Source organism: Snodgrassella sp. W8132 (assembly GCF_016100865.1).
GTDB lineage: Bacteria > Pseudomonadota > Gammaproteobacteria > Burkholderiales > Neisseriaceae > Snodgrassella > Snodgrassella alvi.
Genome location: NZ_JACFRQ010000001.1, coordinates 546,923 through 566,645 on the forward strand (window position 1 = coordinate 546,923; position 19,723 = coordinate 566,645).

A 19,723-nucleotide genomic window follows, 5' to 3' on the forward strand; every position below is an offset into this window, starting at 1 on the left:
CAATGAAAATCTTATTTATTGCAGACCCGATGGCGAGTTTCAAGACTTATAAAGATACGACTTATGCCATGATGCGCGAAATGTCTCAGCGGGGCTGGAAACTGTTTCACACCTTAGCGGGTGACTTGAGTGTGCAAAATGAGTATGTGACAGCAAAGGCAGATGAATTTGATTTTATTGGAGCAAAAGATAAATATGACCATGCATGGTTTAATGTTTTATCTCAGCAGCAATGTACCTTAAATAGTTTTGATGCAGTAATCATGCGTACAGATCCGCCTTTTGATATGCAGTATCTGTACGCAACTCATTTGCTGACACTGGCTGCTAATCAGGGTGCGCATGTATATAACAGTGGTCAGGCTATGCGTGATTTTAATGAAAAACTGGCTATTCTGAATTTTCCTGAGCTTACCGCACCAACACTGGTTACTACCCGCGCTGCAGACATACGTGAATTTTTAACCCGGCATCATGACATTATTATTAAGCCTCTGGATGGTATGGGAGGAATGGGTATCTTTCGTCTGACGCTAAGTGATCCCAATATCGGCAGTATTCTGGAAATGCTGATGCATCTGGATAGTCGAACTATCATGGCACAACGTTATATTCCGGAAATTGTGCATGGTGATAAACGTATATTGGTTATTGGCGGAAAAGTCGTTCCGTATGCGCTGGCTCGTATTCCGCAGCAGGGGGAAACACGCGGAAATCTGGCTGCCGGTGGAAAGGGTGTAGCTCAGCCATTGAGTCAACGAGATCAGCAGATTGCAGAAACACTTGCTCCGGAACTGGTACGCAGAGGGATTTTACTTGCCGGCCTGGATGTTATTGGTGATTATCTCACTGAAATTAATGTAACCAGCCCGACAGGTTTTCAGGAAATTACCAGTCAGACTGATTGTAATGTACCGGCACTTTTTGCTGATGCAGTGGAAGAAGCCGCCCGCTTATATGGCTCTCCGGTTTGAAACCTAAAAACTCAGTTAAAATTTCGATATAACAAGGATAAGATCTGATCATGCCTGAAAATAATCAATCGTTTGCAACATCGATTAAAGGTAAAAAGGGCTTGCGCCGTATATTCAATGCCTATGGTTATTCTCTGGCGGGTTTGAAGGCAGCTTGCAGTGAATCGGCTTTTCGCCAGCTGCTGGCATTAAATAGCGTATTGATTGTACTTGTATTTGTGCTGGATTTTGGTAGTCTGACACGAATGGTATTAATCATGGCATCGTTTTTAAGCTGGATTGTGGAATTATTTAATACTGCTATTGAAGCTGCAGTAGATCATACTTCGCTGGAAAAGCATCCTCTGGCAAAGCGAGCCAAAGATACGGCTTCAGCAGCTCAATTGTTAACCATGCTATTGCTGGCTGTATTATGGTCAATGGCATTGTGGCGTGACTATTTTGTAAACTGGTTTTAAGTCACAATTAAATTTAGAATCAGGGCAGAATAATTACCTAATAATGACAGCCTGATTCTGAAAAATATTGCCAAACTATTTACATTTTCTTCATATAGCAGAATATATACATATCTGGCAGATATACTGAGAAGGAAAGGGCAGACAATGCATTTTTTGCTGATTTTATTACCGGTGTTTGGTATTTTCGTCACTGGTTTTATCGCTCAGAAGACATTGAAATTTGATATTGCCGGTTTATCAAAAATGTCTTTGTATATTCTGTCCCCCTTTCTGGCTTTTAAAACTTTCTATAACCACCCGCTAACCAGTGCTTATGTTTATTATGCTTTCTATGTTCTGGCATTGTGTGTCGGGCTGATTATACTGGTTTATCTCTGGTCGGCATTTTGTCATTATAAAAATCAGGATAATTGTGCTCTGATTCTGGCTTCATGCTTTATGAATAACGGTAATTATGGCACTCCGGTAATTCTGGTATTTTTTGGTAGTGCCGGTTTTGATATTGCTGTTATTCTAATGGTATTACAGCAATTTATTATGAGCACCATCGGCACTTATTATGCTGCTAAGGGCAGTAGCGATGTTGATGGTATTAGCCAGAATACCGTACTGAAAAAAGTCTTACGAATGCCGATTATTTATGGCGCATTGTTCGGATTAATATTTCAATTAGTGCATATTCCTTTAAGTAAGGAAATTATGCTGGCAGTGGGCATGATCGGGGATTCATCTATTCCGGTAATTATGCTGATTCTGGGCATGCAGCTGGCTACATTGCATATCAGGCAGATTGAAGCAGCCAAAATCAGTTTTGCGCTGGTTATCCGATTACTGATTTCACCACTATGGGCAATGCTGCTCGTATATTTTATGCCAATAGATCTGATGGCTAAAAAAGTGCTTATAGTGCTGGCGGCAATGCCTACCGCGGCTAACACTACATTACTGGCTGTCCAGTTCAATACCAGACCACAGCTTGTATCTACAACTACCTTTATCAGCACGGTTTTAAGTTTAATTACTTTGCCTGTTGTTCTGATGCTGGTTCAGCCTCCGGTTATGCATTTATAAATAATATAAATAAAATTCTTACAAATGCTTCTGGTTGGGATATCTGTATTTAATAACAGTTATTACCTGATGTAATAACTGTTATTACGGCTGCTGTAATGCACTTTTACCTGAGAACTGCTATAAAAATAAAAAATTTAATACTGAATCAGGTTTAATGATATGAAAGTCAGTCAGCTGCAAAATTATAAAAGTATCTTGTATTTATTAATCACGGTTGCAGGCTGGGGAATTATGTATCCTGCCTCAAAACATGCTGTTTCTTCTGGTATTGATGGTTATTATCTTACCTGTATTCGCTATGTTCCTGGTGCCCTGCTGGTTAGTCTGGTATTAATTATTCAGGAAGGAAAACAAAGTTTTCGGACAGAAAATAAAACTTTGCAGCTTTGGTTTTTCGGTAGCGTCGGTTTTGCCGGATTGAATTTTTTTACATTTATCGGTATAGGATTCTCATCAGCCGAACATGCAACCATTATTCTGGCTTTAATGCCTTTATTATCCCTGATTTTATTTTCAATAATTCATCGCATTTTGCCGGATTTTCGAACAATCATCTGCATGCTATTGGCTTTTACTGGTATTGTTCTGGTTATTACCGATGGAAATTTTAACCATTTACTTGCCTCATCAAGTTTTATCGGCGACTTATTATTACTCACAGCAACTGTTTGCTGGGTAATATATACTTATTTTGCCAATACGATGATTTCAAAATATGATTGGAGTGCATTGCGTATAACCGCTCTGAGCTCCTCATTAGGGATGTTAACCATCATAGCAATAACTATGATTGCGACTTTGCTGGGATATGCCGGCAGACCGGAAATAAAAGCCATATTAGCAAGCAGACTGGATATTTTTATATTGATTATCACTGCGCTGGTTATCATTAGCTGGAATGCCGGTATTAAAGGTCTGGGTGCAGTTAATGGTATTTTGTTTGTTAATCTGGTACCGGTTATTTCGTCTGTTATTGGAATTTTTCAAGGGCATAAAATTTCTGTAGTGGAAATGTGCGGTATGGCTATAACTTTGGTCGCGTTGGTGCTAAATAATATTTTTATGCGAAATAATCAACAGACTAATGATTAGATTCAAATGATTTAAAGCATTATCAGAATGAAAAAACGTTTAAAAAGCATGCATATAGCTAGTCTTGAATTGTTTTTGACGGCTGCTGAAAATGAAAATTTTTCTACAGCTGCACAATATCTGAATATTACACCGGCAGCAGTCAGTCGTTCAATTAAGCGGCTTGAGGAAAGAATAGGGGTTGAATTATTTAGTCGCAATACCCGTAAAACAAAATTAACGCCAGAAGGACGAATTTATTATACAAAATGTACTGAAGTTCTGGAGTCATTAATCAGTACCGAAAAGGCACTGAAAGTAAACAAAGAGGCAATTTCCGGTAAATTAAAAATAAGCGTTCCGGAAACTTTTTTTAATTATAAAATAATACCTTATGTAAAATGCTTTTGTGCACAGTATCCGCAGCTTAAGCTTGACTTTCATGTAACAAACCGCAATATTGACTTTGTAACGGAAACTTATGATATTGCTGTAAGACTGATTCAGCCGGATACCAGACTGGAACCATTTTTAGTTAAAAGGAAATTATATTGTGCCACATCCGGTTTGTTTGCCAGTCCTGAATATTTGTCTGAGAATAATATAATATATGAACCGGCTGATATTCAAAATCATAAGTGTATCAATTTCAGTATCAGCCAGAATAATAAAAAATTTTCATGGAAATATATAGATAAAAGCACAGCACACAGTAATGGAACTGATCAGATACACGTATTTGACAGTATGCTGGCAACAAAATTTCTGGCCATTAATGGCAATGGTATTGTTCAGCTTTTTCGATTTGCTGTTCAGGAAGAGTTACAATCCGGCAAGCTGGTCGAAATATTACCGGAATGTTCTCAGGATAATCAATGGGAGTTTTGTTTTCTTTATCCGCAAAGCAATAAAAATTCGGCAAAACTACAAGTTTTTATTGATTATTTCAGTAAACAAATAAAATAATCAGTTTTTCTGCATAATTTATATAAACAGATTTATTTATCTGAATAGGTTCTGTTTGATAAATTGACAAAATCTTTTGCTGCTATTTTCTCTTGCCGGCAAAATAATCGGGCTATTCAGGTTAATTGTAAATAAAATAGCTGATTTAGTGATCAGTAACGCCTGTTTTCAAGATAATTGTATTTTTTCCGGATAAAGATATTTGCTAATTAGTTCAGTGCAGAACTTATCGTTACGGTGATAAATCGGTATCATAGCTGCTTAAACCAGTTGTGATGACAGACTGAATGGCATATGACTAAACTAAAATTTACTAAAATGCATGGTTTGGGTAATGATTTCATGGTGATAGACGGAATTAGCCAGAAATTTTATCCGGATACAGCACCAATCGCTGCATGGGCTCAGCGCCATACAGGGGTGGGATTTGATCAGCTTCTGCTGATTGAGGCACCGCAGACACCGAATGCTGATTTTCGTTATCGTATTTTTAATGCAGATGGCTCCGAAGTAGAGCAATGTGGTAACGGTGCACGCTGCTTTGCCCGTTTTGTTTATGATAAAGGATTAACCAGTAAAAAACAGATTGTGGTAGAAACTGCAGGTGGAATAATTGTGCCACGATTGAATGAAGATGGGCTGGTAACTGTGGATATGGGTATACCGCTATTTGCACCGGAACAGATTCCTTTTGCGGCTATTGATGAAAATGATGCCAAGAGTATCAGCCATGAACTGGTTGTCGGAGCTGATACCATTAATGTGACCTGTATCAATATGGGTAATCCGCATGCAGTGGTGGTTGTAGAAGATATTAATCATGCGCCCGTGCACCGGCTTGGTGCAGCCATTGAAAGTCACAGACAGTTTCCTCAGCGGGTTAATGTCGGATTTATGCAGATAAAAGCCCCACGAGAGATTTATTTGCGTGTGTTTGAACGAGGTGTCGGAGAAACACAGGCTTGCGGTACAGGTGCCTGTGCTGCGGTTGTAGCCGGAATCAGTCTGGGCTTACTGGGTGATGATAAACCGGTACAAGTGAATTTACCTGGCGGGCAGCTATCAATAAGCTGGCAGCAGAAACCTGATGCGCATGTCTGGATGACCGGACCGGCAGAGACTGTATTTGAAGGAGAGATAAATTACTTATGAGTATTAAGGAAGCTGAAGTACTAAAATTTTTACATGCACAGCCACAGTGGTTATACGAACATGCTGCTGAATTTAATCTGCGCCCGATTGAAAGCAAAATATTGTCATTTCAACAGGGCAAAATGCAGGTAATGCAGCAGAAGACTGAAAAAATGGCCTCACAGCTTATTCAAATGCTAGGCGATGCTGATGCTAACCATACATTAATGGCTAAATTTATGGCGTTTACTCAGCGTCTGCTTATCGTCAATACTCTGGCACAATGGCAACGGGCCATCAGCGATGGATTAAACAATGAATTTACTTTACCTTATCATGCACTAATCATCACTACGGATATTCCTAAAAATGTTCGTGTACCTGTAAATTTACATGTGAATGAGAAATTTAAGGTTATTGGTAAAAAATTAACTGCTCCAGCTTGTGGCGCTTTACCGGTTGCTGCTTTACTGGAGTTATTGCCTGAACAACCTCGACTGGAAAGCTTTTTGCAATTACCTTTACGCTGGAAAGAACAGACGCTGGCTATTCTGGTGATTGGGCATGAAGATGAAGCACATTTTACCCCTGATATGTCTACTGAATGGGTCGCAGCTATAGCTGATAATATGGCGGCTGTGCTTGCACGTTTGCTGAAACTGGTGCGTTAATGGGTACGCTAATCAGTTATGCAGTTGTATTGGTATATACAGGAGTATTTGTCTGGCAATGCTATAAATACCGTATTTATGGCTGGCTGGTTGTTTCACTGGTACTCTGGATAATTCTGGCCGCAATGAGTAGCCTGATATTACCGGGTATTGCTGATTTATTTAAGCCACTAAATCTGTATTTGATGCCAGTGTATATCTTACTCGGTTCATGTTTTGCTCTGCATCGGCGCGATCAGCTGAAACAAAGTGCATATTTAACTGCGTTGCTGTATGGTGGCTGGTTGCAGTTTAGTGCCTTGGTTGTTTGTTTGGTTTTGGTATTATGCTTAGTGAAAAATGTTATCCTGCAAATTCCATTACTGGTCACTTTATTCCAGATGTTTGTCTGGCAACCGGTTTTCTGGATAGGAAGTCAGTGGATAATAATGCTTCTGCTATTTTTACGCAGTACAGAAACTGAAAAACCTCTCTGGAGTGTACGAACTGTATTATTTTTCTGTTTATTTGAACAGTTGTTATATTTGATGATGAGTTTCAGAGGCAAACTGTAAAAAAATTTTAATCAATACAGATTGCTTGAATAATTTTATTATATTACTTGATATGATTAAGCAACAAAAAAGCCAGACTGGAAAGTCTGGCTTTTTTAATTTCTTGTGCTTAGTTAGAAGCAGCAGAAGCTTCAGAAGCTACAGCAGGAGCAGAAACTTCAGATGCCGGAGCTGGAGCAGGTTCAGAAGCCGGAGCTGCTTCAGAAGCTGTAGCAGGAGCAGAAACTTCAGATGCAGCAGACGCAGCCGGAGTTTCATTTTTATCATTGCAGGCAGCCAAGAACAAAGACATCAGAGCTGCAGCAACTAATAAAGATTTTTTCATGATTATGTACCTTAACTTGTATCAAAAAGTATTACTTTAGTGATGGAAATCCAGTTTTTGCACACTATATCATTCGTCAATAAACAGCTATAGTGCGCATAACTTGTGCAAAGCGAATTATGCCCCGCCTTGCAAACTAATGCAATCAGCCAAGTGTGTATTTTCGTTAAATAAGTAGTTTCTTTGATACATGTATATAGTCTATATAGTCGAAAACATGGATTGATAGTGTATTTACTTCCACCCGCGCCCATGGAAAGGTGTTGTAATTTAAAATATAAATTATTGATAAATTTTAATAAAAATAAATATTAGGCAACAATATTGTTATTAAAAAGTAATTATGTGATTAAATTATTAGTAATCGAAAAAGTTGCTTTTTTACAACAAATTTACATGTTTGTTGTTTTATATACTCAATATCTGATTAGCGTTTACTAACAGTGGTGATATTTGATGAAAAGTAATAGAAAAAATCAGCTATATTTTACTGAGGGGTTTAATTTATACATAACTATATAATATTTATATTTTTTATTTAAATATAAATTATTAATATCGTTGTGACTGTAATTCTACGATGGATAATTTACATAGATTGTTGAAGAGCATATCTGATAACAGATATATTTTGTTTCTTTCTTGAAGGCTTGAAGGGTTGATGAATTTCTTGCTGTTATATTTATAGTTTTTATGGTTTTTATTGTGAAGTATTAATAGTTAGCAATGATGTAAGTCGTTTAAACTTTTTTAAGTAGAGTGAAAAACGGCTTCCAAATCAACAAAATTTACATTAAATACTTTTATAAGATAGTGGTAATTACGGGTAAGTTTAATTTACCTGCTTTCATCAATATTTATTATTAGATCAAAAGTGTTCGAAATTAATTCTATATAATATTTTATCTGCTTGATTACTAAATTAATATATAAATTCGTTAATCAGTGTAGTCGATATATCCAGTCATTGTTCGATATAATGCCAGTTTTTATTATACGGTATATATATATTGTTTATGTCTGCCGTAGATTTAGTTATTATTGTTTCAATGCAGGAAATCGACCATGACAGAATCCATAGAATGTGAAAGCATGCATTATGATGTTGTGATTGTTGGTGCCGGACCGTCTGGATTAGCTGCTTCCATACGATTAAAGCAACTTGCAGCTAAAGAGCAGCGTGACATTAGTGTATGCATTGTCGATAAAGGTTCTGAAGTGGGGGCGCATATTCTTTCGGGAGCCGTCATTGACCCGCGTTCATTATCTGAACTGATTGAAAACTGGCAAGAAAAAGGCGCACCTTTAAGCTGTGCAGTTAAAGAAGACCGGCTGCTGTTTCTGACTGAAAAAAAAGCTTATCGTTTACTTACTCCGTCCAGCTTTAATAATCATGGTAATTATATTATTAGTCTGGGGTTGTTTTGTCGCTGGCTGGCACAGCAGGCTGAGGAAATGGGGGTAGAGATTTATCCTGGTTTTGCAGCTGCAGAAGTTCTTTATCATCCTGATGGTTCCGTACGCGGCATTGCTACCGGTGATATGGGACTGAATAAAGACGGACAACCGGGAAGTAATTATCAGCAGGGTATGGCGTTACTGGCAAAACAGACCATATTTGCTGAAGGATGCCGGGGCTCGCTTACCAAAACTTTAATCCGGCAGTTTCAGCTGGATAAAGATTGTCAGAGTCAGACTTATGGAATTGGTATCAAAGAATTGTGGTCTATTGCCCCGGAAAAATCCAAACCAGGCACAGTCATTCATTCAATTGGCTGGCCGCTAGATCGGAAAACTTATGGTGGTTCATTTCTTTATCACTTAAATGATAACAAAGTTGCTGTCGGGTTTGTGGTCGGACTGGATTATCAGAATCCATATATGTCACCATTTTCTGAAATGCAGCGCTATAAAACCCATCCGGCTATCCGGGAGGTGCTTGAGGGTGGTACTCGTATTGCTTATGGGGCACGTGCATTAAGCGAAGGTGGATTGCAAAGTTTGCCTAAACTGACTTTTCCGGGTGGCGTGCTTGTCGGTGATACTGCCGGTTTTCTGAATGTTCCCCGAATCAAAGGCATTCATGCAGCAATGAAGTCAGGTATGCTGGCCGCAGAAGCTATTGCTGAGGTGTTAAAAGAGGAACATGTCAGTAATGATAGCAATACTGAAGCAGTGAAATATAGTGAATTGTTTCGAGACAGCTGGCTGTATCATGAGTTACATAAAGTACGAAACATCCGGCCGTCATTTAAATGGGGGCTGTTTGGCGGTCTGGCTTATAGCGGACTTGAAGAATATATTTTCAGAGGTAAGGCACCGTGGACACTACGTCATCGGAGTCCGGATTATGCATCTTTACGCAAAGCACAAGAATGCCGGCCTATTGATTATCCTAAGGTGGATGGTAAATTAACTTTTGACCGTACGAGTAGTGTTTATCTTGCCAGTATCAGCCATGATGAGAATCAACCTGTACATTTAAAATTGAATAATCCTGAGCTGGCGATATCTGTCAATTATCGTGAATATGCCAGTCCGGAAACACGCTATTGTCCGGCTGGTGTTTATGAAATTGTAGATCAGGCCGGTGAACCGCATTTACAGATTAATGCGCAAAACTGCGTACATTGTAAAACCTGTGATATCAAAGACCCTGAGCAGAATATTAACTGGGTTTGTCCTGAGGGTGGAAGCGGACCTAATTATGCAGAGATGTAAGAAAATAATAATTTATTTTAACTGAATCTATCTAATTAAACAGGCTGGCAATTATATTATTGCCAGCCTGTTTTGTTTAATGTTCACGTTCGTGAAAAAATGCATAAGTGGCATCGTGAAATAATTCTACTTGCGGATTTTCTTCATACTGTAATTCCGCAATTTCATTATCAAAAGCCGCGCGTATGGATTCAGTAGCCAGCTCAGCTATGTCTGCAGGCAGGGCACGCAGCAGACCTTTAATTGCGGTGGCCAGCACCCGGTTTTGCATCATCAGAGCCTCGTTGCTTTCTTCCAGAAACTCTATTCGCTGTTCAATGGTACTCATGTGTTATTCCTAATTTAATTGAACACTATGTAGTTTATTTTAGCATTTTAACTTATAAAAGTTGCTATAATTACACAGATATGGCTTACATAAAAATATGCACAGCCAGTTAAAATATACCGGATTGATCAGAAGTGAGGGCATGGTGAAAAATCAGTATGAACAACAAAATCAATTTGTTTTTACTTTGAGTGATGATCTGCCTGAACAGCAATCTGTTGCTAATTCAACTGTCAGCCCTGCAAAAATGGCTACAGAGACTATGCCTGAATGGGAGCGAAGTCTTGAGCAGTTGCGCCAGCACAAAAAAAAGCAAGATAGCCGGTCAAACCGTCGGGAAGAAGTCATATCAGATGCACCGCCGTTATCTATATCTAAAACCAGAAGACGCCCGCATGATTTCAATGTGCCTCCGATAGTTACCAATACGATAGAAAATCGTAGCAGACAACCTGAGCCAGAGCCTAGAACGGTATCTACATCCCAGCCTGCTGAAGTTTTACTTGATCCAGTACAGCGTGAGCGGGTTTATCGGGCTTATCTGAAACAATGGCAGCAGCAAAGTACACTAGAAGCGCAAAAGCAGGAATCTGCATTAAATGATACAGCCTTGCTTATTCAGGAAGACTGGCTGGCCGCACAAAACTGTTTACAAAGCGCTCCTGTTGATGAAAATCTGCCCTCAAACTGTACTATCCAGCTAAAAGGTAAACAGTCTACTGTTATACCAACAGAAGTAAGCCGGCAAAATACAGAAGATGAGCTTTCTGCTACCAGTGATAATGGCCAGCCGATCATTCATGTACATATGCATGTCATAGAACCGCGAGGTACAGCTAACAGGGCAGTAACCTGTATTTCCGAGCAGGCTTTACTGCAACAGTTAACTGAAAAATTACGTCCGCATCTTACTGATGTATTAGCAGGTATGGTTCGTGTTGCAGTACAAAAGCATACAGCTGGTTTAGTAACCACATTACAGCGTGAATTAATGGCCGAAGTACCCGGAGCAGTAGAGGATGTACTGCAGCATAATCTGACACAGGTTATGAATAATTTTAAGAAAAAACAGCGCTAAATCAGGTCTTGCTTTAATGTAATATTTATAGATAATGCAACTGAGTACACTAGCCATTCGAGTGTACTCAGTTTTATGTGCTAATTAGAAATCCAGAAAATTTAAATAGCTGCACCTACAAAGTATATACATAAGTATTTATTACTGTTTTACTAAATCAACTATTTTATTACTCAAATAAACGCATTGCCAGCAAACCATGTGCCATGGTTGCGCCTGCTTTTACAGAAGCTGAAATTGAAATTAATTCTGCTAATTCTTCTTCACTTACTTCTGCTTGTTTTGCTCCTTTAATATGAACATCAATACAATATGCGCATTGTGTAGTGAGTGCTACGGCTAAAGCAATTAACTCTCTTGTTTTTATCGGAATATTTCCTTCTCTGCGTTTGATGGTTTTATGGTCAAAATCTATAAATGCCTGTGTTTCTTCGGGTGCATATTTTAATAATGCAGCAGTGTATTTAAAATCATTGCTTGATTGATATTGATTAGTCATTTTATCTCCCAGTTTAAATTTAAAACTAACATTCCTGATAAATTCTCTGCGAAAAGAACAAAGCTATTATGTTGTCTATAAATTATTGAATTTAAATTTTTATAAATTAATTTTTTCTTTTACCATTAATCTGGCACGGTGTAAGCGACTTTTAACTGCTTCAACTGTGATGCCAAGCTTTTCAGCAACTTCCGGCGTGGAGTACTCTTGAATATCCCGCAAAATCAACACCTGCCGGTAAATCAAAGGTAAAGAAATAATTGCATTAGTTAGATCTATTTTAAGATCGATATCTGCAGAAGATGCAGACAGCTCATCAATATCTGCCCGGTTTTCAATGTTTTTGGATTGTCTGACTTTAAATAAACGATAACATTCTCGTTCTATAATTCGAAATAACCAACTTGTAAAAGAAGAGATAGTTTTCAGCGTACCGATTTTTCTATGTAACTGCCATAATGTGAATTGCACAGCATCTTCAACATCTTCTGTTGTGGAACAAGTTCGTCTGGCAAATCTTCTGATGTCAGGTTGACATACTAACAATAACTGATTAAGTGCATGTGCATCACCCAGACAGGCACATTTAATGAGTTGCTCTCTGTTTTGTTTCATTTTTTATCCACTGTATCCTGCTTAAAATTAATGCTGAATAAGCCTGAATAAATATCTATTTTTATCAACATATCTGTATAGAGTGCTAAATATACAGAATGGATTCAAAAATTTTGATTAAATTTTTAGAGCGAAGTTTATTATTCAGACTGAATTGGAAAAATCTAATATTGAATGAACATTAATTATTAAAATTTTTTTATAAATATCTGATTAAAAATAAATCTGAGAGAAGATAATTGATTATGTGGTTTGACCGAAATGCGGCTAATATCAATTTTTAAATCTTTTATTAATTTATTGAGATACAAAAATTAATCTCGAAGAAGAAAATAAAATATAAATTATTTTAGATAAAATCTGAATATTTTTAATATTCAATTCAATTATTAAAAGCCCCATTAAAAATTTCAGGTATAAAGCGCAGAAATAACTTGGGGCTCAATTAAACAGATATTATATTTATGGTCAAAACTATTATATTAACAAATAAATAAAATTGGATAGCAATGGTGAGTATAGAGCGATTATGCTATACTGCGTGCCATTCAGAGTATTCTGAATTGGAAGCCAGTATAGCTCAGTTGGTAGAGCAGCGCACTCGTAACGCGAAGGTCGTAGGTTCGATTCCTATTACTGGCACCATAAGATAAAATAAATCAATTAGTTACAAATATTTTGTCCCTAACTCGTGACTACTAGTCTATTCACAGCAGCTACTTTTAAACCTAATTGTTTCAGCTTATGGTATACCTATATTTTTGATTTATGCCATTGTATCAAAATCAAGTAAATACGATATATGCAGCATTATTGAGTGATTTGATGTAAATAGATTAAGTGCCAGCAAATCTTATTGCTGGCACTATGATATAGAGATTATAAAAAACCAAATAGTAAGCTTTATTAGAAATAAAACCTACACTCGAAGGTAATCTATTCCGTTTTATTCAAACGTGCATAGCGTTGCGCCAGCACTGCACAGATCATTAGTTGTAACTGATGAAAAATCATCAGTGGTAATAACATAATGCCTACTATGCTGGCAGGAAAGAGTACATTGGCCATGGGTACGCCATTTGCCAGACTTTTCTTGGAACCGCAAAAGACAATAGTAATTTCATCAGCACGGTTAAAGCCCAATGAACGGGCAACCAGTGTATTAATGCTGATAACTAGAAACAGAATCAACAGACTCAGAATCACAATCATACCAATTGAGCCTAGATTAACTTTGTGCCATAGTCCTTCAACAACAGCATCACTGAATGCTACATAAACGACTAAAAGAATCGAGCCGCGGTCAGTACGGTTTATCCATACTTTATGTTTATGAATCCAACTTGCAATTAATGGTCTGGCCAGATGGCCTAAAACAAACGGCAGCATTAGCTGTAATAAAATCGATTCGATAGCAGCTGTTGTGTCCACGCTGTTGCCACTGGTGGGCATCATTAGACCAACCAGTACAGGTGACAGGAAAACGCCCAGGATACTGGAAGCAGATGCACTGCATACTGCTGCTGCAACATTTCCGCCGGCAACAGAAGTAAAAGCAATTGCGGACTGTACTGTAGCCGGTAATGCGCACAAATACAGAAAGCCCAGATACAGTTCGGGAGAGAGCCAGTGGGGAACCAGAATACGCAAACCTAAACCGATTAGCGGAAATAAAATAAATGTGCTGCAAAATACAACTAAATGTAATCGCCAGTGTCTGATACCTTCTGTAATCGCCTGCCGTGACAGCTTTGCACCATGCATAAAAAATAGTAAGGCAATGGCAACTGTGGTCAGATAGCTAAAGAATGTTTTTGTGCTGCCCTGACAAGGCAAAACAGTAGCTGTACCTACAACAGTCAGCATTGCCAGCAAAAAGGGATCTATATAAAATTTTTTAAGCAGGTTATTCATTGGCAACGACCAGTTTATGCTGAGTTTCTAACAAAAGTCATCATTTTAGCTTAAATGGTTGAATAAAAAACAGCCGGTGATTAAGTTAAAAAATTTAATTTGATTTTAAAATTACTTTGTAAATTTAAGAAATCTGGAAAAAAAGTATTAAAAGAAATTTAATAACGACTATTTGTAGTGTCATTCAAATCAGAGTTAAATTTATTCTATAAAATCCGGGAAAATTTACTTTAGACAATCGCTTTAATCATAATGAAACCGGATAAGCATATTTATCCGGTTTCATTATGATAATTGTTAATTTAAAAAAATGAATTGAGTCCCAAAAATATCAATACAGATAAAACTGCAGCAGAGGGCAGGGTAATTACCCAGGCCAGTGCAATTGGTTTCATCAATTTCCAGTTGGCATTACGATTAACCAGTCCTATACCCAGAACAGCCCCAACCAGAATATGTGTACTGGATACCGGCAGCCCCATCAGTGTAGCTAGCATCACAATAGCTGCAGAGGAAAGCTCTGCTGTGAAGCCAGAAGCAGGGTGCATTTTGGCCAGATTGGTACCAACAGTCTGGATGACTTCTTTGCCAATAAACCATAATCCAACAATCAGTGCCACACCAAATGTTATCATCACTGGTGCCGGAATCATGGCATTGGCATCTATACCTATATCACCGGTACGGATAATATCCATAATGGCGGCAAACGGGCCAACTGCATTGGAAATATCATTAGCGCCGTGACTAAAAGCAAAGCCGGCAGCAGTAAATACCTGCATCCAGCTGAACATCAGAAAGGTTGATTTGCTTAAATCTTTGCGCCTTAAGGTTTTGGCGTAAATGAATGTGGCCATCCAGATTAATGCGCCAATCATGATGATTAACAGGAAATTGGTAATCACAGATAAACCAAGATGCAGATTAGTCAGCCCTTTAAATAACATCATAGCGGTAATCATCATGCCGCCACAGGCTGAAATTAAGGGTACCCAGCTATGCAGTGCCTTAAATGCGTCGATGTTATTTTTACGGCATTCGATATCTGCCAAACCTTTATAGTAATCTGATTCGAGCTCTTCGACGCTATAATCAGGATCACTGTAATTTTCGGCATCACGGGCTATAGCAGAGGAAATGCGAATTTTCTCGGTTTCACTTAGCTTTTCAAACCAGATTTTGTGTTTTTCTTTATATGCTTTTTTTTCCTGCTTAATTTCTTTTAAAGCTATAACCATCCGGTCATTGTAGTCCAGTACATGCTTTTTTATCTGGCTGAACAGGATATAAGAAAATGCACCTCCTAAAACAGGTGAGATAACCCAGGACAGACCAATTTCTCCCATTTTGTTCCATTGAATTAAATCCAAAGCGCTGCCATTACCCGTTATCAAATAGCCTAGACACAATCCGCCACCCACCAGTCCACCTATCAGCGAGTGTGTTGTTGAAACCGGTAAACCTTTTTTGGAAGCAATTAACAACCAGATTGCCGCCGCCAGTAATGCTGCCAGCATGACATTAATGCATTGTGAAGGTGTTAAATGCATGGCACCAAGGTCTATAATGCCGTGACGAATTGTTTTTGTTACTTCGCCGCCGGCAATAACCGCACCAGAAACCTCAAAAACAGCCGCTATACCCAATGCCTGCGGTATTGTAAGGGTTCCGGCGCCTACACTGGTACCAAAGGAGTTGGCAACGTCATTGCCACCGATGTTAAATGCCATGAAGGCGCCAAACAGAGTGGCAATAACAAATAATAATGGAGAATGATGGTTGGTATATCCAAGCCCCCAATAAATAAAGTATGCAATTGTGCCGAATAATAATGCAGCAAAAGTATAATTAACCCGGGTGATCAGGGGAGAGCGAACAGAGGATGCGTCTGAGGCCATAATATATTTGTAAAAGTGGAAAATTCAGTACAGACATCTGCAAACATTATTGTGTGTATGCAGTGCTGCGTGAAAAAACTATCATTATAAAGATTTTTATTTCAAAAGGAATATTTTATGTATGCAAATTCGTTTTTACCTATAGTTGCTCCGCTGAAATTCTATGCTGTTGTTCCTACTGCGGATTGGGTAGCGCGGATGGTCGATGCAGGAGCCAATACTGTGCAGCTGCGTAATAAAACTCTGATTGGTTCAGCATTGTACCGTGAAATTCAACGCAGTGTCGCTTATGCAAAAGATACACCTACACAACTATTTATCAATGATTTCTGGTGGGAAGCTGTAGATTGCGGTGCGTATGGGGTGCATCTCGGACAGGAAGATCTGGACAGTGCTGATTTAGTAATGATTCAGAGTTCAGAGTTAAGGCTGGGGGTAAGTACACATTCGCCAGCAGAACTGAGTAAAGCATTAGCAGTTAAACCAAGCTATGTAGCCTGCGGGGCAATTTTTCCTACTACAACCAAAACTATGCCTACTGAACCTCAGGGATTGGACAAATTAAAGCAATACGTGATTCAAGCCGGAAATACACCTACAGTTGCTATTGGTGGAATTGATTTAAATAATGCACGCGATGTACTGGCTACCGGCGTAAGCTCTCTGGCTGTAGTTCGTGCTGTTACTGAATCAGCTGATCCTGAAAAAGTAGTAAAAGCCTTTCAGGCGCTTTGGGATAAATAAAGATTTACCAGTCTGTCTGTAAACTAAAGTAGTTTTATCTGGGTGAGCAGAGATTAGTTAGAGCACAGATAATCGCTGTATTAGGTCTGTTTGTAGAGGTAATGCCTGATGTCAGTAAAGTATTAACTGCCGAAATTGCTAACAAGCAGAGGATATAGGCTATACTCGCAGCACTTTTATCTGATTGACTGATAATCGATTGCTGCCAAAAATTATGTCAAAAATTTTTCTTTCTGAACCAAAAACTTCTAAACCGGCAATTGGTGTTTTATTGCTGAATCTTGGTACACCTGCTGCACCTACACCTAAGGCTGTACGCCCGTATTTACGCGAATTTTTATCCGACCAGCGTGTAGTCGAATTACCGCGTTTTTTATGGCAGTTAATATTACGCGGGATTATTTTGCCTGTTCGCGGACGTAAAAGTGCCCACGCGTACAGCACCATCTGGCAGGAAGCCGGTTCCCCTTTATTGACTGGAACACAACTACTTAGCGCTTCTTTAGCCAGTACTATGCCAGACGGTGTTATTACTCGTTTTGCTATGACCTACGGACAGCCCAGCGTAATTGATGTTATGCAAGAAATGAAGCAGCTTGGCGTGCAGAATTTACTGGTGTTGCCGTTGTATCCGCAATATGCGGGTTCCAGTAGTGGTGCTGCACTGGATCAGGTTTGGCGGGTAATGCTTAAGCAACGTGTACAAATGGCAGTACGAAGTATCACCGGCTTTTATGCAGATAACAATTATATAAAAACACTGGCCAGACATATTCAGACATACTGGCAAAAGCATGGCAGAGGACAGTGTTTATTAATAAGCTTTCATGGTATACCAGAGGCTCAGCATCAGGCTGGCGATAGTTATGTTGAGCATTGTAAAACCACGACCTGTTTACTTACTGAAGAGCTTGGGCTGCAATCAGATGAATATCGGCTGGCATTTCAGAGCCGTTTTGGCTATGCACCCTGGGTCGGACCAAGTACTCAGGATTTGCTTATCCAGCTTCCTCAGGCCGGAATCAGTAGACTTGATGTCGTATGTCCGGGTTTTGTTACTGATTGTCTGGAAACACTTGAAGAAATCAATATTCGTGGTAAAGCAGACTTTCTGGCGCATGGCGGAAAACAGTTTCAGTATATTCCCTGTATGAATAGTGAGCATGAATGGGTTGAAATACTGGCTCCGCTTGTGACGCAGCATTTACAAGGCTGGCTGTAAATTACACAAATATAGAAACGGATAATAAAAAAGCCATAGTGTAATATCACTATGGCTTTTTCAGAAGCTAATTTAATTAGCTTCTGCCTGGGGAATAATGCGTGCAATCAGTGCATTATCTTTGCCAAGCATCTGTGGAATTTTTACTTCAATTCCGTTTCCGGAAGCCACTTCTACCGGATAGCCCTTACGTGTCATTGCTTCAAGGCGGATAATCTGATTACCGCCCGGATGAATAATTTCCAGCTGGTCACCAAGGCTGAATTTATTTTTTACCTCAATGGTTGCCCATCCTTCAGAATCAACAGCCGTAACTTTGCCTACATACTGACTTTGTTTTGATAAAGAATGCCCAGAAAGGTAATTCTGGTACTCTTGTGTCTGATGCCGTTCCAGAAAACCAGTGGTATAACCCCGGTTGGCCAATCCTTCGAGTTCTGCCAGTAAGCTATAATCAAAAGGTTTACCTGCAACTGCATCATCAATAGCACGCCGGTATACCTGTGCTGCCCGGGCTACGTAATAGACTGATTTAGTCCGGCCTTCTACTTTTAAAGAATCTACACCGATTTCTGCCAGTTTGGCGACTTGTTCTACCGCGCGTAAATCTTTGGAATTCATGATATAGGTGCCATGCTCATCTTCCATTATGGGCATCATATCACCAGGCCGGTTTGCTTCTTCAATCAGATAGACTTTATTTGCCAGCGGGTGACGTTGCTGGTCATTTAAGCCATATAATGCATTATCAGCCAGACTTTTCGCCTGATTAAAGTCAAAATCGGGTAATAATTGAGCATCGCCACTGTCGCTATCAGCCGTATTATGTACTTTATAATCCCAGCGACAAGCATTAGTACAAGTACCCTGATTAGGATCACGATGATTAAAATAACCGGAAAGTAGGCAGCGGCCTGAATAGGCAATACACAAAGCTCCGTGAACGAATACTTCCAGCTCAATATCCGGGCATTGCTGCCTGATTTCGGCAATTTCATTAATACTGAGTTCGCGCGACAGAATAATACGTTCTATGCCGATACTTTGCCAGAACTGTACCCCCCATGCATTGGTGGTATTAGCCTGAACGGATAAATGAATCGGTATTTCCGGCCATTTTTCACGCACTTTCATAATAAGACCCGGATCAGCCATAATCAGCGCGTCTGGCTGCATAGCAATAATCGGTTCCATATCGGCCAGGTAAGTTTTCAATTTTGCGTTATGTGGCAAAATATTACTGGCCAGAAAAAATTTCTTTCCGCGTGCATGTGCTTCAGTAATACCCTGTTCCAGTACTGGCAGATGTGCAAATTCATTATTACGTGCGCGCAGAGAATAACGCGGCGTGCCGGCATAAACAGCATCTGCGCCATAATCAAAGGCTGTGCGCATCCGCTCCAGTCCACCAGCGGGCAATAATAATTCTGGTGCTTTCATGGGTATTTAAACTTTCCTGATTATTTCGAATACATTC

General features: G+C 39.2%; 19 protein-coding genes and 1 tRNA gene. 13 read left to right on the plus strand and 7 right to left on the minus strand.

Going from position 1 to position 19,723, the window contains the following annotated elements:
- Nucleotides 1–2: 2 nt before the first annotated feature.
- The 8 genes from gshB to H3U82_RS02460 all read left to right on the plus strand — a co-directional run bounded on the left by gshB (nt 3) and on the right by H3U82_RS02460 (nt 6,902).
- Complete coding sequence (gene gshB, locus H3U82_RS02425; protein WP_198209024.1) at nt 3–974, plus strand: glutathione synthase; 972 nt, start codon at nt 3–5, stop codon at nt 972–974.
- 50 nt (nt 975–1,024) lie between these two features.
- A complete protein-coding gene (locus H3U82_RS02430; RefSeq protein WP_084585700.1) occupies nt 1,025–1,432 on the plus strand; it encodes a diacylglycerol kinase in 408 nt (135 codons plus the stop codon).
- A gap of 147 nt (nt 1,433–1,579) precedes the next feature.
- Entirely contained in the window at nt 1,580–2,506 is a 927-nt protein-coding gene (locus H3U82_RS02435; RefSeq protein ID WP_198209026.1) for an AEC family transporter, read from the plus strand.
- 162 nt (nt 2,507–2,668) lie between these two features.
- On the plus strand, nt 2,669–3,601 hold the full coding sequence (locus H3U82_RS02440; RefSeq protein ID WP_198209028.1) for a DMT family transporter: 933 nt from the start codon (nt 2,669–2,671) through the stop codon (nt 3,599–3,601).
- Nucleotides 3,602–3,628: 27 nt separating this feature from the next.
- Entirely contained in the window at nt 3,629–4,546 is a 918-nt protein-coding gene (locus H3U82_RS02445; protein WP_084548016.1) for a LysR family transcriptional regulator, read from the plus strand.
- Between the two features lie 294 nt (nt 4,547–4,840).
- A complete protein-coding gene (dapF, locus tag H3U82_RS02450) occupies nt 4,841–5,698 on the plus strand; it encodes a diaminopimelate epimerase (protein WP_084553451.1) in 858 nt (285 codons plus the stop codon).
- The gene (locus H3U82_RS02455; RefSeq protein ID WP_198209031.1) at nt 5,695–6,348 is read left to right on the plus strand and encodes a DUF484 family protein; all 654 of its coding nucleotides are present in this window, start codon (nt 5,695–5,697) and stop codon (nt 6,346–6,348) included. Before dapF ends, H3U82_RS02455 begins: the two co-directional genes overlap by 4 nt.
- The gene (locus tag H3U82_RS02460) at nt 6,348–6,902 is read left to right on the plus strand and encodes a hypothetical protein (protein WP_025330963.1); all 555 of its coding nucleotides are present in this window, start codon (nt 6,348–6,350) and stop codon (nt 6,900–6,902) included. Before H3U82_RS02455 ends, H3U82_RS02460 begins: the two co-directional genes overlap by 1 nt.
- 109 nt (nt 6,903–7,011) lie before the next feature.
- On the opposite strand, the gene H3U82_RS02465 is transcribed toward H3U82_RS02460, so the two are convergent.
- Nucleotides 7,012–7,227 carry a hypothetical protein gene (locus tag H3U82_RS02465; RefSeq protein WP_025330962.1) on the minus strand — a complete coding sequence of 72 codons (216 nt, stop codon included), beginning with the start codon at nt 7,225–7,227 and terminating at the stop codon, nt 7,012–7,014.
- A 1,065-nt stretch (nt 7,228–8,292) separates the two neighbouring features.
- On the opposite strand from H3U82_RS02465, the gene H3U82_RS02470 reads away from it, so the two are divergent.
- Complete coding sequence (locus tag H3U82_RS02470; RefSeq protein WP_198209033.1) at nt 8,293–9,948, plus strand: electron transfer flavoprotein-ubiquinone oxidoreductase; 1,656 nt, start codon at nt 8,293–8,295, stop codon at nt 9,946–9,948.
- Between the two features lie 76 nt (nt 9,949–10,024).
- Here H3U82_RS02470 and H3U82_RS02475 read toward each other — a convergent pair whose 3' ends face one another.
- Nucleotides 10,025–10,276, minus strand: coding sequence for a hypothetical protein (locus H3U82_RS02475; RefSeq protein ID WP_100116516.1), 252 nt, complete (start codon nt 10,274–10,276; stop codon nt 10,025–10,027).
- 142 nt (nt 10,277–10,418) lie between these two features.
- Between H3U82_RS02475 and H3U82_RS02480 the strand changes: the two genes are divergently transcribed.
- Complete coding sequence (locus H3U82_RS02480) at nt 10,419–11,354, plus strand: hypothetical protein (protein ID WP_198209034.1); 936 nt, start codon at nt 10,419–10,421, stop codon at nt 11,352–11,354.
- A gap of 169 nt (nt 11,355–11,523) precedes the next feature.
- On the opposite strand, the gene H3U82_RS02485 is transcribed toward H3U82_RS02480, so the two are convergent.
- Both H3U82_RS02485 and H3U82_RS02490 read right to left on the minus strand, forming a co-directional pair.
- Nucleotides 11,524–11,853, minus strand: a complete 330-nt coding sequence (locus H3U82_RS02485) for a carboxymuconolactone decarboxylase family protein (RefSeq protein WP_198209036.1) — start codon at nt 11,851–11,853, stop codon at nt 11,524–11,526.
- Nucleotides 11,854–11,952: 99 nt separating this feature from the next.
- Nucleotides 11,953–12,468, minus strand: coding sequence for an RNA polymerase sigma factor (locus H3U82_RS02490; RefSeq protein ID WP_198209038.1), 516 nt, complete (start codon nt 12,466–12,468; stop codon nt 11,953–11,955).
- A gap of 569 nt (nt 12,469–13,037) precedes the next feature.
- Here H3U82_RS02490 and H3U82_RS02495 point away from each other — a divergent pair.
- Nucleotides 13,038–13,113, plus strand: a tRNA-Thr gene (locus H3U82_RS02495).
- A gap of 291 nt (nt 13,114–13,404) precedes the next feature.
- Here H3U82_RS02495 and H3U82_RS02500 read toward each other — a convergent pair.
- Together H3U82_RS02500 and H3U82_RS02505 are read right to left on the minus strand one after the other, a co-directional pair.
- Nucleotides 13,405–14,382, minus strand: coding sequence for a bile acid:sodium symporter family protein (locus H3U82_RS02500; protein WP_198209040.1), 978 nt, complete (start codon nt 14,380–14,382; stop codon nt 13,405–13,407).
- A gap of 302 nt (nt 14,383–14,684) precedes the next feature.
- Nucleotides 14,685–16,280, minus strand: coding sequence for an inorganic phosphate transporter (locus H3U82_RS02505; RefSeq protein ID WP_198209042.1), 1,596 nt, complete (start codon nt 16,278–16,280; stop codon nt 14,685–14,687).
- Between the two features lie 117 nt (nt 16,281–16,397).
- Between H3U82_RS02505 and thiE the strand changes: the two genes are divergently transcribed.
- Together thiE and hemH are read left to right on the plus strand one after the other, a co-directional pair.
- A complete protein-coding gene (thiE, locus tag H3U82_RS02510; RefSeq protein ID WP_084550985.1) occupies nt 16,398–17,024 on the plus strand; it encodes a thiamine phosphate synthase in 627 nt (208 codons plus the stop codon).
- 214 nt (nt 17,025–17,238) lie between these two features.
- Nucleotides 17,239–18,246: a ferrochelatase gene (gene hemH, locus H3U82_RS02515; protein WP_198209044.1), complete on the plus strand. Its 1,008-nt coding sequence runs from the start codon at nt 17,239–17,241 to the stop codon at nt 18,244–18,246.
- 72 nt (nt 18,247–18,318) lie between these two features.
- Here hemH and yegQ read toward each other — a convergent pair whose 3' ends face one another.
- Nucleotides 18,319–19,686: a tRNA 5-hydroxyuridine modification protein YegQ gene (gene yegQ, locus H3U82_RS02520; protein ID WP_078474241.1), complete on the minus strand. Its 1,368-nt coding sequence runs from the start codon at nt 19,684–19,686 to the stop codon at nt 18,319–18,321.
- Nucleotides 19,687–19,723: the final 37 nt, after the last annotated feature.

What these genes read in the sequence shown, in the direction of transcription:
- gshB (WP_198209024.1), top strand. Translation starts at nt 3, where the DNA reads ATGAAAATCTTATTTATTGCAGACCCGATGGCGAGTTTCAAGACTTAT.
- H3U82_RS02430 (WP_084585700.1), top strand. Translation starts at nt 1,025, where the DNA reads ATGCCTGAAAATAATCAATCGTTTGCAACATCGATTAAAGGTAAAAAG.
- H3U82_RS02435 (WP_198209026.1), top strand. Translation starts at nt 1,580, where the DNA reads ATGCATTTTTTGCTGATTTTATTACCGGTGTTTGGTATTTTCGTCACT.
- H3U82_RS02440 (WP_198209028.1), top strand. Translation starts at nt 2,669, where the DNA reads ATGAAAGTCAGTCAGCTGCAAAATTATAAAAGTATCTTGTATTTATTA.
- H3U82_RS02445 (WP_084548016.1), top strand. Translation starts at nt 3,629, where the DNA reads ATGAAAAAACGTTTAAAAAGCATGCATATAGCTAGTCTTGAATTGTTT.
- dapF (WP_084553451.1), top strand. Translation starts at nt 4,841, where the DNA reads ATGACTAAACTAAAATTTACTAAAATGCATGGTTTGGGTAATGATTTC.
- H3U82_RS02455 (WP_198209031.1), top strand. Translation starts at nt 5,695, where the DNA reads ATGAGTATTAAGGAAGCTGAAGTACTAAAATTTTTACATGCACAGCCA.
- H3U82_RS02460 (WP_025330963.1), top strand. Translation starts at nt 6,348, where the DNA reads ATGGGTACGCTAATCAGTTATGCAGTTGTATTGGTATATACAGGAGTA.
- H3U82_RS02465 (WP_025330962.1), bottom strand. Translation starts at nt 7,227, where the DNA reads ATGAAAAAATCTTTATTAGTTGCTGCAGCTCTGATGTCTTTGTTCTTG.
- H3U82_RS02470 (WP_198209033.1), top strand. Translation starts at nt 8,293, where the DNA reads ATGACAGAATCCATAGAATGTGAAAGCATGCATTATGATGTTGTGATT.
- H3U82_RS02475 (WP_100116516.1), bottom strand. Translation starts at nt 10,276, where the DNA reads ATGAGTACCATTGAACAGCGAATAGAGTTTCTGGAAGAAAGCAACGAG.
- H3U82_RS02480 (WP_198209034.1), top strand. Translation starts at nt 10,419, where the DNA reads ATGGTGAAAAATCAGTATGAACAACAAAATCAATTTGTTTTTACTTTG.
- H3U82_RS02485 (WP_198209036.1), bottom strand. Translation starts at nt 11,853, where the DNA reads ATGACTAATCAATATCAATCAAGCAATGATTTTAAATACACTGCTGCA.
- H3U82_RS02490 (WP_198209038.1), bottom strand. Translation starts at nt 12,468, where the DNA reads ATGAAACAAAACAGAGAGCAACTCATTAAATGTGCCTGTCTGGGTGAT.
- H3U82_RS02500 (WP_198209040.1), bottom strand. Translation starts at nt 14,382, where the DNA reads ATGAATAACCTGCTTAAAAAATTTTATATAGATCCCTTTTTGCTGGCA.
- H3U82_RS02505 (WP_198209042.1), bottom strand. Translation starts at nt 16,280, where the DNA reads ATGGCCTCAGACGCATCCTCTGTTCGCTCTCCCCTGATCACCCGGGTT.
- thiE (WP_084550985.1), top strand. Translation starts at nt 16,398, where the DNA reads ATGTATGCAAATTCGTTTTTACCTATAGTTGCTCCGCTGAAATTCTAT.
- hemH (WP_198209044.1), top strand. Translation starts at nt 17,239, where the DNA reads ATGTCAAAAATTTTTCTTTCTGAACCAAAAACTTCTAAACCGGCAATT.
- yegQ (WP_078474241.1), bottom strand. Translation starts at nt 19,686, where the DNA reads ATGAAAGCACCAGAATTATTATTGCCCGCTGGTGGACTGGAGCGGATG.